General features: G+C 36.2%; 13 protein-coding genes. 11 read left to right on the forward strand and 2 right to left on the reverse strand.

Annotation, left to right across the window (positions count from 1 at the left end; translation table 11 throughout):
- The 8 genes from DN392_RS28780 to DN392_RS28815 all read left to right on the forward strand — a co-directional run.
- A partial coding sequence (locus DN392_RS28780) for an SH3 domain-containing protein (protein ID WP_179955933.1) occupies positions 1–1724 on the forward strand: 1724 nt, incomplete at its 5' end.
- Positions 1725–1786: 62 nt separating this feature from the next.
- Positions 1787–2665, forward strand: coding sequence for an ROK family protein (locus DN392_RS28785; protein WP_000759855.1), 879 nt, complete (start codon positions 1787–1789; stop codon positions 2663–2665).
- Positions 2666–2793: 128 nt separating this feature from the next.
- Positions 2794–3390: a TerD family protein gene (locus DN392_RS28790; protein WP_001121597.1), complete on the forward strand. Its 597-nt coding sequence runs from the start codon at positions 2794–2796 to the stop codon at positions 3388–3390.
- A gap of 23 nt (positions 3391–3413) precedes the next feature.
- Positions 3414–3998, forward strand: coding sequence for a TerD family protein (locus DN392_RS28795; RefSeq protein ID WP_000146727.1), 585 nt, complete (start codon positions 3414–3416; stop codon positions 3996–3998).
- 82 nt (positions 3999–4080) lie between these two features.
- The gene (locus DN392_RS28800) at positions 4081–4659 is read left to right on the forward strand and encodes a TerD family protein (protein ID WP_000236650.1); all 579 of its coding nucleotides are present in this window, start codon (positions 4081–4083) and stop codon (positions 4657–4659) included.
- A gap of 73 nt (positions 4660–4732) precedes the next feature.
- Positions 4733–5524: a TerC family protein gene (locus DN392_RS28805; RefSeq protein WP_000025697.1), complete on the forward strand. Its 792-nt coding sequence runs from the start codon at positions 4733–4735 to the stop codon at positions 5522–5524.
- Positions 5525–5634: 110 nt separating this feature from the next.
- Entirely contained in the window at positions 5635–7266 is a 1632-nt protein-coding gene (locus DN392_RS28810) for a YceG family protein (RefSeq protein WP_000492831.1), read from the forward strand.
- An 18-nt stretch (positions 7267–7284) separates the two neighbouring features.
- Positions 7285–8367: a toxic anion resistance protein gene (locus tag DN392_RS28815; protein WP_001064402.1), complete on the forward strand. Its 1083-nt coding sequence runs from the start codon at positions 7285–7287 to the stop codon at positions 8365–8367.
- 82 nt (positions 8368–8449) lie between these two features.
- On the opposite strand, the gene DN392_RS28820 is transcribed toward DN392_RS28815, so the two are convergent.
- A complete protein-coding gene (locus tag DN392_RS28820) occupies positions 8450–11116 on the reverse strand; it encodes a cation-translocating P-type ATPase (protein ID WP_048567296.1) in 2667 nt (888 codons plus the stop codon).
- A gap of 189 nt (positions 11117–11305) precedes the next feature.
- The gene (locus tag DN392_RS28825) at positions 11306–11530 is read right to left on the reverse strand and encodes a DUF1128 domain-containing protein (protein ID WP_000366197.1); all 225 of its coding nucleotides are present in this window, start codon (positions 11528–11530) and stop codon (positions 11306–11308) included.
- Positions 11531–11704: 174 nt separating this feature from the next.
- On the opposite strand from DN392_RS28825, the gene DN392_RS28830 reads away from it, so the two are divergent.
- From DN392_RS28830 to DN392_RS28840, 3 genes are read left to right on the forward strand one after another with little or no spacing between them, the layout of a single operon-like run.
- Positions 11705–12169, forward strand: a complete 465-nt coding sequence (locus tag DN392_RS28830; protein WP_000250911.1) for a low molecular weight protein-tyrosine-phosphatase — start codon at positions 11705–11707, stop codon at positions 12167–12169.
- 53 nt (positions 12170–12222) lie between these two features.
- Positions 12223–12738, forward strand: a complete 516-nt coding sequence (locus DN392_RS28835; protein ID WP_001085390.1) for a DUF4075 domain-containing protein — start codon at positions 12223–12225, stop codon at positions 12736–12738.
- Positions 12739–12744: 6 nt separating this feature from the next.
- The gene (locus DN392_RS28840; protein WP_001226528.1) at positions 12745–13614 is read left to right on the forward strand and encodes a YihY/virulence factor BrkB family protein; all 870 of its coding nucleotides are present in this window, start codon (positions 12745–12747) and stop codon (positions 13612–13614) included.
- Positions 13615–13642 lie beyond the last annotated feature (28 nt).

The following is a 13642-nucleotide window of genomic DNA, read 5'->3' on the forward strand; positions in this document are numbered from 1 at the left end:
GAAAAGAAGGGTATGTGTCGTTAGAATTTGTGAAGCTGGAAGCAGGAAAACAAGAAGAAAAGCCAGCGGAAGACATTACGAATGGAACGCAAGAAGTAGGAACGATTAACGCGACAAGCTTACGAGTAAGAAGTGCGGCAAATACGAGCAGCACCATTTTAGGAACCCTAAAAAATGGAGAAAAAGTAACAGTACTAGGAAAAGCAAACGGCTGGGCGAAAATCAGCTATCAAGGAAAAGAAGGGTATGTGTCGTTAGAGTTTATAACGATTGGTAAAGATTCCATAGATCCAACAAACCCAACAAACCCAACAAACCCAACAAACCCTGGACAGGTAATAGAAGAACGAGCCGTTGTAAATGCGTCTTTATTAAATGTACGTAAAGGTCCATCAACAGGTGCGGCAGCTGTCGGTCATTTGAAAAATGGAGAGACTGTTACGATCATAGGAAAAGACAATGGCTGGGCAAAAATCCGTTTTAATGGCGGAGAGGGTTATGTTTCGTTACAGTTCTTAAAAGTTAAACAAGGTTCGTCTTCTTATGAAATTGTTACCTCATCACAAAAGGTTCAAAAACCAAATGAAGCGGAAGCAACACAAATTATGCAGAATATGAAAGAAGATGCTTACATTAAAAGTGACGGTAAAGTTGTAAATATGAAGCAAGGTTTCGTTCGTGCAAATGGTGTTATTAATATTTATGATATTACGACGGGTAAAAAGCTCACATATGTAAAGGGTGGAGCTGACCTGAAATTTGTAAAAGCTGTTGATGATCGTATTCATGTCCAAATTGATGGTATGACAGGTTATGTGAATATAAATGATGTTACATTACATCCGACAATGACTGGTGAGAAAACGTCGTATTATGCAACTAAAAATGGCAAGTTATATCATTATGTATACAATCCGGAAAATGGTAAACATGCAACGTATCAAATTGGTAATGCTCCGAAACATTTAAAAGAAGGAGAGCGTTACGAGGCTTTTGATAAGAAGCAAATTGGAGGACAAGATAGTTATCAATACTTTGAGTATATGCCACTTCGTGCAACATCTACTTATACAGGAGATGAAATTGATAATTTCTTACGTAAATCGAATGCAAAGAGTCCACTTATTGGATTAGGAAAATATTTTGTAAGTGCAGCAGAGAAATATAAGATGAATGCCGGTTACTTAGTGTCACATGCAATTTTAGAATCAGGATGGGGAACAAGTCGTATCGCGCAAGATAAGAAAAATTTATTTGGCTTTAGAGCGGTAGATTCCGATCCATACAATGGTGCAACTGGATTCAAAACATGGGAAGAAGGTATTGATTTTTGTGCGGCATATATAGATAAGCATTACTTAAATCCAAGTGGAAATACATATAATGGTGGAAACTTAGGAGATAAGGCACAAGGAATGAACGTCATGTATGCAAGTGATGAAAATTGGGGACAGCAAATTGCCTCGCTTATGTATAGAATTGATGCAATGAATGGAAGTAAAGATTTAAATAAATATCGACTTGGAACGTTAACGGCAGGTTCTCCGATATTCAAAAGTATGGCTGAAGGTCAGACTGGAATGACATCTCGCAACATTATGGTAGCCATTAAGAAAACAGTTAATACACCACAAGGATCGTATTATGAAATTGTCTCGGATAATAAAGAATACAACAGTGTCTACGTAAAAGCTGGATCTGTAAATCTTGTGAACTCTTATTAAAGGAAAACATCATCATTTCAATGCAGAAAAGTGAAGTTCATAATGTTAGAGGAAGTGACAGTGTGAAAAAATATATCGCATTTGATATTGGTGGCACACAGATTAAATATGGGATTATTTCAAAATCTGGGATATTACTAAATCACGAAACTACATTAACAGAGGCCCATTTAGGTGGGGAACAAATCGTTCAAAAGATTATTAGCTTGGCGGTGCAATTAATGAATGAACATGTTGTTTCTGGAATCGGTATTAGTACAGCCGGAATTGTAGATATTCATAGAGGAATCATAACTGGCGGCGTGGATCATATTCCACGCTATGCTGGTATTCCTATTATTGATAGATTACAAGCTGTATTAAAAGTTCCTATATCCATTGAAAATGATGTCAATTGTGCTTTGTTTGGAGAGATGTGGCAAGGTGTTGGAAGAGATGAAAATAATTGCATTATGCTTACCCTTGGAACGGGAATAGGGGGAGCTATTGTTATTAATAAAAAACTGTACAGAGGTCATTCATTTAGTGCTGGTGAATGGGGCAATATGTTGATCGAAGGGAAAAAATTTGAAGAGGTTGCCTCGATTTCAGGGTTAATTTCTCTTGTGCGGAAGTATAAAGGTAGCGGGAATTGGAACGGTGAAAAAATTTTTGAATTATATGATCAGAAGGATAAAGAAGTTATACATGCCGTTCGAATATTCTTTAAACATTTAGCCATTGGAATTAGTAATCTTGCTTATATCTTCAATCCAAAAGTAATTATTATTGGTGGAGGGATTACTAATAGAGGTAATCGATTTTTAGAAGAAGTAAAGGAAGAGGTACGAAAATATTTAAATCCTGAGATTTATAGTAATTGCGAGATTAAAATCGCACAAAATCGTAATCACGCAGGAATGATTGGTTCGATTTACCACTTCTTACATCAATATAAATAAATGATATAGGTGTTTTCATATAATTGAGAATTTATTCTTTTTCTCAATAGATAAATAATGCTACAATATAAGAGAAGAATACAATATTTTCCGATTAGGAAAATGCTTTGTAGAAAGGAAGAAACTTCATGCCTATTATTTTAGAAAAAGGACAAAAGATCGATTTAACGAAAGGACAACCGAGAGTAGCAAAACTACAGGTTGGCTTAGGCTGGGATCCAATTGGGCAATCAGGTGGGTTTCTGTCTTCATTATTTGGAAGTAAACCGAATGTAGATTGTGATGCATCTGTTGTTATGTTAGAAGGGGATCGCTTTTTAAACAAAAACGATTTAGTTTACTTCGGAAACAAGCTTTCTACTTGTGGTAGTATTATTCATTCAGGAGATAATTTAACAGGTGAAGGCGCTGGTGATGACGAAACAATTTTCGTAGAATTACATAAAGTTCCGAGCCGTATTAATCGTTTAGTATTCGTTGTAAATATTTATGACTGTGTAAATCGTCGTCAAGATTTCGGGATGATTCGTAATGCATATATTCGGATTCAAAACCCGCAAACTGGTGAAGAATTAGCACGCTATAATTTATCGGATAATTATGCTGGCAAAACGACTCTAATTGCAGGTGAAATGTATCGCCACGGAAGTGAATGGAAGTTTTCAGCTGTTGGAGAAGGCACACAAGATAAAAACTTAAGTGAGATTGTATCACGTTATCAATAAAATAAACCGAGGAGGAATTGAATATGGCATCAATTTCATTGAAAAAAGGACAAAAGGTAGACTTAACAAAAACAAATCCAGGTCTTTCAAAAGTTCTTGTAGGACTTGGTTGGGATACGAATCGTTATGACGGACAAAACGATTTCGATTTAGATGTTAGTATTTTCTTAGTAGGTGCTAACGGTAAAGTTTCAGGGGCAGAGGATTTCGTCTTCTATAATAACCCAAAGGGTGCGAATGGTGCTGTCGAGCATTTAGGAGATAACCGAACTGGCGAAGGTGAAGGCGATGACGAATCGATTAAAGTAGATTTAAAAAATGTACCTGCACATATCGAACGTATTTGTTTCTCAATCACAATTTACGATGGAGAAGGTCGTAGCCAAAACTTCGGACAAGTTTCTAACTCTTTCGTACGTATTTTAGATGAAGAAAAGAATGCAGAGTTAATTCGTTACGATTTAGGAGAAGATTTCTCTATTGAAACAGCTGTTGTAGTAGGGGAATTATACCGTCATGCAGGTGACTGGAAGTTCAATGCAATCGGAAGTGGATTCCAGGGCGGATTAGCGTCTCTATGTAATAATTTCGGTTTAGATGTAGAGTAATAGATTTTATATATCTATCGGTGAAACAGGTGTTTACTGATGGATATATTTTTTAAGATATAAAATATAGAGGTGAATATAAATGGTTATTCAATTGCAAAAAGGACAGAAGATTGATTTAGGTAAGACAAGCCCTGGCTTAACAAAAGCAGTAATTGGTCTTGGATGGGATATTAAATCTTATGACGGTGGATCAGATTTCGATTTAGATGCATCAGCATTCCTATTAGATGCGAATGGAAAATGCACGAAGGAAACTGACTTTATATTTTATAACAATTTACAGTCTCCTTGTGGATCTGTTCTACATACAGGGGATAACCGTACAGGTGAAGGTGAAGGCGACGATGAGCAACTTGTTGTAGACTTGAAGAAAGTTCCGGCAGATGTGCACAAAATTGCTATTACAGTTACAATTTATGATGGAGAAGGCCGTAATCAAAACTTTGGACAAGTTGGAAACGCATTCGTTCGTTTAGCGAATGAAGAAACGAGTGAAGAAGTTCTTCGTTTTGATTTAGGGGAAGATTTCTCCATTGAAACAGCAGTTGTCTTTTGTGAATTATACCGTCATAATGGACAGTGGAAGTTTAATGCAGTAGGAAGTGGTTTCCAAGGTGGCTTAGGTGCGCTTGTAAGAGCGTATGGCTTGGATGCATAAGAAGGGAAACGATATTCGTTTCCTTTTTTTGACCTTTCTATAAATCTAGCAAAGAATAGGGGATAAAGGTAAGATGAGTATTTTGCAAGGGATCCTTGATACGTATGCTCAGTTTTTCGACTTGGACATGTGGATTAAAGTGTTGCAAGATCCAGTATCTTGGGGATTAATAGGTACACTTGTTGTGCTTGAAGGGTTGTTATCTGCTGATAACGCACTTGTATTAGCGGTAATGGTAAAACACCTTCCGGAAGAAAAGCGTAAAAAAGCATTATTCTATGGACTTATTGGAGCTTATGTATTCCGTTTTATTGCGATTGGAATTGGAATGTTCTTAATTAAATTGGCGTGGGTAAAAGTGTTAGGTGCACTTTACTTAGCTTGGCTTTCAGTTAAATACTTCATTGATAAAAGAAAAGGTAATGCAGAAGAAGAAGAAGCTCATGGTATGAACCAAAACAGTATTCTCTTCAGAATGTTTGGTGTCTTCTGGGGAACAGTTGCGATGGTTGAATTAATGGATATCGCGTTCTCTGTAGATAGCGTACTTGCTGCATTTGGTGTATCAAATCAAGTTTGGATTCTATTATTAGGTGGAATGCTCGGTATTTTAATGATGCGTGGTATCGCTGGCGTATTCTTAAAATTGTTAGAGCGTATTCCAGAACTTGAAACGACAGCATATATTTTAATCTTAATTATTGCAGCAAAAATGTTATTGTCTGTTATTCATATTGAAGTAAGCCATAAGCTATTCTTTATTATTTTAGTTGTAGCATTTGGAGCAACGTTTATACTTCACTACATGAAGAATTCTGGACAAGCTAAAGAAGAAGTTGCAGCTACTAAAAATAATCATAAATAATTGAAATGGGTTTGCTCGTTATGCGAGCGCCCATTTTTTATAACTAAAAATAGTTTATAATAGAAGAGAGACTTTATAAAAAAAGTAAATGTTTTTGGAGGTGAACTGTTGTGTTTTCACGTTTTACACTTCAACCATGTGCATTAAAAGACGAATCAGATTTAAAGCAATTTGAAGCGCTTTTAGAAAAACGCCCACAATATGAACTGACAGAGAATGAGATGAAGTTTAGTTATATAGCAACACGTATTCTTGGTGTTCCTAATGATGTAGATGAATATTTCAATGAGCTATTTGATTATAGCGAAGTGAAAGGGGTCGTGGTTTTGCATGAACAAAATTTAAATAAGGTGATTGATCCCGAAAAACTGCGCCATATTCAAGAGGTTTTTACATTACATCAAGAAGCACCGAATGGCCTTACAGTAAATAGGCTTGTCGCCCATCTGTCTGGAAAACAACTATTACCACAAGTAGACAATCCTGACTTACAGCATTATATACATACGACGTTTATTTCTGTATTAAAATTGTATGAAAAACAACATAACCAATCATTAAAAACAGAAGGATTCCGTCGTTTCTTAATCGATATGATTAAGTTAAGTGACAATTACGCAGCGAAGTGGTTCTCTACGATTAATTATAAGAAACAAATGCCGCGCATTATTTGGTACGGTGATGCACAGGAAAGCCGTATATATTTCTTATACTTTCTTATTATGCTCGGTTGCGATGTACTTTATTATCACCCAGAAGGAAAAGATGGATTTGAGAATGTTGATGAGGAAGGAAGAAGTTTTGTTGTGTCTCATCCAGGTCGGATTTCTCTTGAGCCATTTCCAGATCGCCGCCGTGAGCGAGTTGCGACAGTAGCGTATCAGGCTTCAAAAGAAATTGAACAAGTACTTCACCATGATAACTCACTGCTGTACAAGCCATGGCAATTTCGTTCCTATACGCCTGTAGCTCGTACGCTCAAAACAACGTATGATGAACTCTTTTTAATTACGAAAGAAAAGGCATTTGTGCGTCCAACATTCTTTGTTGAAAATAAACACATTTATATCCCTTCTTTATTTGCGAAAATATCAGGTGTCTCAAAAAATGATAAAGAATATTTTCAGCGATTAAAGGCTATTACATCATTTGATAACAGTTTATTAATTAATACATTTCCGTTTACGAAAGAACAAAAAGCGAATTTCCAATATCATTACCGAGATGCGTTAGACCGCGGGGGGAAATTACACCCTGATTTAATTATGAACAGTCATTGGTGGCCACATAAACGTTTGCCAGAAGGATTGCAACATGGTATTGCAGAGGCAATCATCCATACGTGCGAGAGTGAAATGTGTAAACCCATTGCGAAAGAGACGAAACAAGATGTAGCACTGTATGTTTTCGCACAGCTTTCTCAAATACCGCCGAACATTTTAGAGCAACTTGAGAAATTTGATTACTCGCAAGAAGTACCGAAAATTGTTATATTTAATAATGAGAAGAGCGGAGAATTAAGCCGTTCGGATGCTGTTTTATTATTATTTTTAAATCAAATTGGGGTAGATGTATTCCACTTTAATCCAACGGGGAGAAATGATATTGAACCGTATATTGAAGCAGGAGCATTTGATTCCCATTGGCTTGAAGAAGTTAATTTCGATCTTGAGTTTCATGGCTCATCAGCCTATAAAAATTTATCACAAACAATAAAAGGACTATTTCGTCCATTTTTATAAGGAAAGGGAGAATGCCATATGAATAACCCAGTCATACTAGATTCGAAAACAGAATTAAATGAGCAAACGGCACAAGATGTTCGTTTACAACTTAGACAAGATGCAGAAGTACAACGTATTTATAATGCAGTAGATATTAAAGATCAGTTAGAATTAATCGAGCTTGGAAAAGAACCATCTATGGAAATTTCACGTTTCGCTGATCAAATTTTACATACAATGTCTTTATCAAAAATAGAAGACTCTGGAGAATTATTAAAACAACTTGGTAAAATTATGGACAGATTCGATAGCAAAGACTTTGCGGAAGAGAAAAGCGGTTTCTTCTCACGTATGTTCAAAAAAGCTGATAAAATGATTGAACAGATCTTTAGTAAGTACCAAACAATGGGTCGCGAAATGGATAAAGTATACGTAGAAATTACAAAGTATCAAGATGAAATGAAAAAATCAATCGGTACGTTAGATGGTTTATATGAGCAAAATTTAAAATATTATTTAGACTTAGAAAAGTATGTGGTAGCAGGGGAAATGTTATTAGAGCGTTTAAATACAGAGTTGGTTCCAATGTACGAAGAGCGTGTGCGTAACAATGACCAATTAGCAGGTATTGAATTAGAATCACTGAAAAACTCTGTTGAAATTTTAGAGCAGCGCATTGATGATTTAGAAAAAGCACGTATGGTTGCGCTACTTACAGCACCACAAATTCGTATGGTTCAACGTGGTAATAATAAATTAATTGGTAAAATCAATACAGCATTTATTACAACGATTCCTATCTTTAAAAATGGTATTATTCAAGCGGTAAATGCGAAACGTCAAAAGCTTGTTGCAGATTCTATGGCTGAACTTGATCGCCGCACAAATGAATTACTTAAGAAAAATGCACAAAATATTGCAACGCAAAGTGTGGAAGTAGCGAGATTATCAGGTTCTTCTAGTATTAAGATGGAAACACTTGAGGAAACTTGGAACATTATTTCAAGAGGTATGCAAGAAACACAACAAATTGAAGAGCAAAATAAACGTGAGCGCGAAGAAAGCCGCAAGCGTATGGCTACGTTAACAGAGAACATAAAAAAAGAATTACAAGGATAAAGTGAAACTTTAATCGGCGGGGACATCTCCCACAAATAGTGAAATAAATGAAAAGGCAATGAGGAATAATCCTCATTGCCTTTTAGTTTCTCTTTACTAATTTAATGATTTCATTCACAACAAGTGGAATGATACTTAATAAGAGAACAAATCCCCAATCTCGCATCGTTAATGCATGTACACCGAATATATTTGCAAGAGGTGGGATGGAGATAATACACACTTGCATAAGAACACCGATAAGAAGGGAGAAGACTAAATATTTATTTGTAAAAATCCCAATTGAAAAAATGGATTTCGTTCTTGAACGCAAGTTAAATGAATGAACGAGCTGAGAAAAACTAAGAACGACAAATGCCATCGTTTGAGCGTGTAATAGAGCATCTTCATCAATTTTCTCTGGGAAGAGAGGAAATAAATTTGTATCTCCGGTATAGAATTTTGCCCCGGTGATAAAGGCTGCTAACGTTAAAAGTCCAATGACAGCCCCATTGAAAATAAGAAAAGGAACGCTACCACTAAACAAGCTTTCTTTCGCATGTCGTGGTTTTTCTTTCATCACATCTGGATCTTCAGGATCAACCCCAAGTGATAATGCAGGTAGTGTATCTGTAATCAAATTGACCCACAAAATGTGAATAGGGCGTAGTGGTGTTGCCCAGCCGAGTAAAATCGCTAAAAATAAAGCGATAATTTCTCCAAAGTTACAAGAGAGTAAGAAGAGAATTGATTTTTTTATGTTACGATAAATATTTCTACCTTCCTCAACAGCTTTCACGATAGATGAGAAATTATCATCTGTTAACACGACATCTGCTGCCCCTTTTGCAACGTCTGTTCCTGTAATGCCCATCGCTACGCCAACATCAGCTTGCTTTAAAGATGGAGCATCATTGACACCATCACCAGTCATAGAAACGATATTTCCTTTTGCACGTAATGCTTTTACAATCTTCACTTTATGTTCTGGAGAGACTCTAGCAAAAACATTTAAATGATTAATTTTATTTGCTAATTCTGTATCTGAAATGTTATCTAATTCAGTTCCAATCATAATTTCAGACTTTTCTTCAGCAATGCCAAGTTCTTTGGCAATTGCAAAGGCGGTATCTTTATGATCACCAGTAATCATAACGGTGCGAATACCAGCTTTTTTACATTCTGTAATGGAATCTTTTACTTCAGTTCGCGGTGGATCAATCATACCGACAAGACCAATAAAGATGAGGTTTTCTTCAAGACGATCTATATCCACATTGTTTGAATTGTATTGTTTAAATGCGAATGAAAGTACTCTTAAAGCCTCTTGAGACATTGCCCCGGCAGCTTCTAATATTTGATTTTTATCAGCATCTGTTAGAACCTCGATTTTACCGTTTTTAAATATGTGGGTACATCGAGGTAAGAGTTTATCGATAGCACCTTTCGTCATGCTATAGTAGTTTTCATCGTATGTATGAACGGTTGACATCATTTTACGATCTGAATCGAAAGGCATCTCGTTAACGCGCTCATGTATCTTTTCTAAATGATCCTTTTGCATGTTAAAAGTGCTTCCGGCAACGAGAAGCGCAATTTCAGTCGGGTCTCCGGTTTGTGATTCGTTATTGTAAGACGCATCATTACATAGCACCATATTTTCTAACAATAGACGTTGCGTATCATTATTTACATTTAAATTTTCTAAGTGATCGTATTTGTTATCACTATAAAAGTGAGTAACGGTCATTTTATTTTGTGTTAACGTACCTGTTTTATCTGAACAAATAATTGTGACAGAACCAAGAGCTTCAACAGCTGGTAGTTTCCGAATGATAACATTCTGTTTAATCATACGTTGCACACCAATTGCAAGAACGATGGAAACGATAGCTGGCAAGCCTTCTGGAATAGCTGCAACGGCTAAACTAATAGCAGTCATAAACATTTCTAGTGTATCTCGTCCTTGTAAAAAGCCGATGAGGAACATAACGATACAAATAGCTACAGCGACAAAGCCTAAATACTTTCCGACTTGTGCTAAGCTCTTTTGAAGTGGCGTCATATCATCGTCTGCTTCATGTAAAAGGGTAGCAATCTTACCAATTTGTGAGTTCATTCCAGTTTCAACAGCAACACCGACGCCTCGGCCATATGTTACAAGAGTAGACATAAAGGCCATGTTTTTTTGATCGCCTAATGGTACTTGCTCATCACTTTGCATAGAAGGGTGGTAGATTGCATCTTTATCAACAGGGACAGACTCACCAGTTAGAGCAGATTCTTCAACTTTCAAATTGGCGGTTTCGATAAGTCGTAAATCGCATGGTATATACCGTCCGGCATCAAGCATAACGATATCACCTGGAACGACGTGCTCAGATGGAATTTCTTTTAGTTCACCATTTCGCTTGACGATAGCTTTAGGTGTCGCCATCTTTTTCAATGCCTCTAAAGCTTGTTCTGCTTTCGATTCTTGGACGACGCCAATAACAGCGTTTAAAACTACAACGAGCGCGATAATACTTGCATCAGCCCATTCACCTACAAAGGCTGAAATAAGGGCAGCAATAATAAGGACATATACGAGGACGTCATTAATTTGGGCGAAAATACGCTGCCATAAAGAGCGTTTTTGTTTTGTAGCTAATTCATTAAAACCGTATTGCTTTAAACGCTCATTTACAATTTCATCTGTTAAACCGTGTTGTTCGTTTGTTTCTAGGTCGATTAATGTTTGATCTTTCGTCTTACTGTACCAATTGCTCATAAGTAAGCACCTCCAGTAAAAACAATTAGCAATGGTAGTGTTGCTATTATTTGTGAGTAGTATGTATGGAGAAAAAATCTAAGGTGAGGTTCTACTTCCATTGTACAATATTTTACAGTTGGTTGAGAGAAAGAGAAGAGTTGTCATGAATTTGTTGGAAATAAAAAAGAGCCTCATAAGCGAGGCTTTTTACTTTTTAATTAATGTACCTAATTCTTCTGTAATAGCTTGCATTTCACTAATGCTGAATGTTTCACGTTTCATAACATGCTCATAAATGTCACGTAAGTCTTCGTACATTTCTTCATTAAAGCTAGCAGCTCTCATCGCTCCAGCATTAACCATACGTAATTTTTCTTTAATAGCTTCGACCATATATTCAACGTTTTCTTCTGACTTTACGGATAAATCCACCGAAGTGTCCCCCTTTAAAATAACATAAGGATATCTTAACATTTTTTATCATTTTCGTTAATGAATCTTTTCAATCCTATTAAATTAGTAGGGATTTCCTTTATATTTAATAATTGGTTGTTTATACTATAAGTATATATTAAGAAATGCACCAAGAAAGGAAGAAACAAAAATATGGTTCAAGTATTGTTTGTTTGTCTTGGGAACATTTGCCGTTCGCCGATGGCAGAAGCGATTTTTCGAGATCTTGTCGTAAAAGAGGGACTCGAAGAGAAAATTGTCATTGATTCTGCAGGAACTGGAGATTGGCATGTTGGCCATCCGCCACATAAAGGAACACAAAAAATTTTAACAGAAAATGCAGTCACTTTTGAAGGAATTAAAGCAAGGCAAGTAGAAAAAGAAGACTTAACAAAGTTTGATTATATTATTGCCATGGACAACAAGAATATAGCAGATTTAAAAAGTTTAGGTAAAACTGGAGGCTATATTGGTAGGCTGTCCGATTTTGTTCCAGACGGTGGCTGGACAGACGTTCCCGACCCTTACTATACAGGGAATTTCCAAGAAGTATATGACCTTGTAACAGAAGGGTGTGCAAAGCTATTAGCTTTCATTCGAAATGAACAAGGAATATGAGGAAGCTTAGAAAGAAATACTTTCTAACATAAGAAATGAAAGGGTGAAGGAATATGGCAAAGAAAAATAATATTGCTCGAAACATTGCGATTGGTGTAGCTGCAGGTGTAGCTGTATCTATGTTGAAGAAAGAAAACCGTGAAAAAGTAAAAAATACTGCGGAAAAAGCAAAAACAAAGATGATTGAAATCGGTGAAAATGCGAAAATCAAAGAAAAAGTGCAAACTGTTACAGATAAAGGACGTGAACTCGCTGACTTCAATGTAGTAAAAGCGAAAGTAGCAGAAATTAAAAAGTTGACGCCGTCTGTTGTAGAGACATTAAAAGAAACGAAAGAAATTTTTAGTAAGAAAAAAGTTGAGTCAGCAGAGAAGCCAGAAACGATTGAAATTCAAGCTGTGTCTTCAAAAGTAGATGAGATGAAAGCAGAAGAAGAGCCAGTAGTTGCTGAAGATGGCGGTATGAAAGAAGCGCGGGAACTATTTATGAAAGACTCTAATGTAGAGGAAAAAAAAACTGAAGCGTACATTGAATTGAAGCAAGATAAAGAAGAGAAGAAAAGCGTTTAAACATATATGAGAAAAATTTTAGAAAAGGTGAGAAGAAATCGTACTTATTCGTTTGGTAAAGATTTGTATGACCGGACGATGCGCGATGATGTAGCGGGCTTGGCAGCACAGCTCGCTTATTTCTTCTTGCTTGCGATTTTTCCTGGGCTTGTTTTCTTAATTACGCTTCTTGGATTCATTGACCTTCAAACAGAAAGTGTGCTCAATTTATTAGAACCGTACGTACCAGAAGATGCAATGTCTTTAATTGAAGTAAACGTTGATAAAGTTGTAAATGAGCAAAATGGTGGTTTATTATCATTTGGTTTATTATCAATGCTATGGTTTGCTTCAAACGGGGTAAATGCGGTTATGAATGCTTTTAACCGTGCGTATGATGTAACAGAAACACGTTCTTTTATTAAAACGAGAGCTTTATCAATTGTGTTTACATTAGCGATTATTTTTATGATTGTGTTTGCGCTAATTGTTCCAGTGTTTGGACAAGTCATTGGGGCAGCGGTATTTAAAGCAATTGGTTTATCAGATAGTTTTTCTTACGTGTGGAGTATTACGCGTTTAGTAGCGAGTTTCTTCGTCCTATTTGCATTGTTTAGTTTTTTATATACATTTGCACCAGATCGAAAGTTAAAAAGAAGAGAAGTCATTTCAGGAGCAATATTTGCTACTGTAGGATGGATTGTGGTATCGTACTCATTTGCTTATTATGTAGATAAGTTTGCGAATTACGCCAATACATATGGTGGTCTCGGTGGTATTATTATTCTAATGCTATGGTTTTACTTAACTGGATGGGTAATTTTACTTGGCGGTGAAATTAATGGTTTACTCCATCATTATAGAACGGGTGACAATAATTCCCGTAATGAAAAGTGAGCTCTTGTTCCATAATAAAAGGGAACAG

Source organism: Bacillus sp. BB51/4, assembly GCF_008368845.1.
Classification (GTDB): domain Bacteria; phylum Bacillota; class Bacilli; order Bacillales; family Bacillaceae_G; genus Bacillus_A; species Bacillus_A wiedmannii.

What these genes read in the sequence shown, in the direction of transcription:
- DN392_RS28830 (WP_000250911.1), top strand. Translation starts at nt 11,705, where the DNA reads ATGGTTCAAGTATTGTTTGTTTGTCTTGGGAACATTTGCCGTTCGCCG.
- DN392_RS28795 (WP_000146727.1), top strand. Translation starts at nt 3,414, where the DNA reads ATGGCATCAATTTCATTGAAAAAAGGACAAAAGGTAGACTTAACAAAA.
- DN392_RS28800 (WP_000236650.1), top strand. Translation starts at nt 4,081, where the DNA reads ATGGTTATTCAATTGCAAAAAGGACAGAAGATTGATTTAGGTAAGACA.
- DN392_RS28820 (WP_048567296.1), bottom strand. Translation starts at nt 11,116, where the DNA reads ATGAGCAATTGGTACAGTAAGACGAAAGATCAAACATTAATCGACCTA.
- DN392_RS28790 (WP_001121597.1), top strand. Translation starts at nt 2,794, where the DNA reads ATGCCTATTATTTTAGAAAAAGGACAAAAGATCGATTTAACGAAAGGA.
- DN392_RS28840 (WP_001226528.1), top strand. Translation starts at nt 12,745, where the DNA reads ATGAGAAAAATTTTAGAAAAGGTGAGAAGAAATCGTACTTATTCGTTT.
- DN392_RS28805 (WP_000025697.1), top strand. Translation starts at nt 4,733, where the DNA reads ATGAGTATTTTGCAAGGGATCCTTGATACGTATGCTCAGTTTTTCGAC.
- DN392_RS28815 (WP_001064402.1), top strand. Translation starts at nt 7,285, where the DNA reads ATGAATAACCCAGTCATACTAGATTCGAAAACAGAATTAAATGAGCAA.
- DN392_RS28835 (WP_001085390.1), top strand. Translation starts at nt 12,223, where the DNA reads ATGGCAAAGAAAAATAATATTGCTCGAAACATTGCGATTGGTGTAGCT.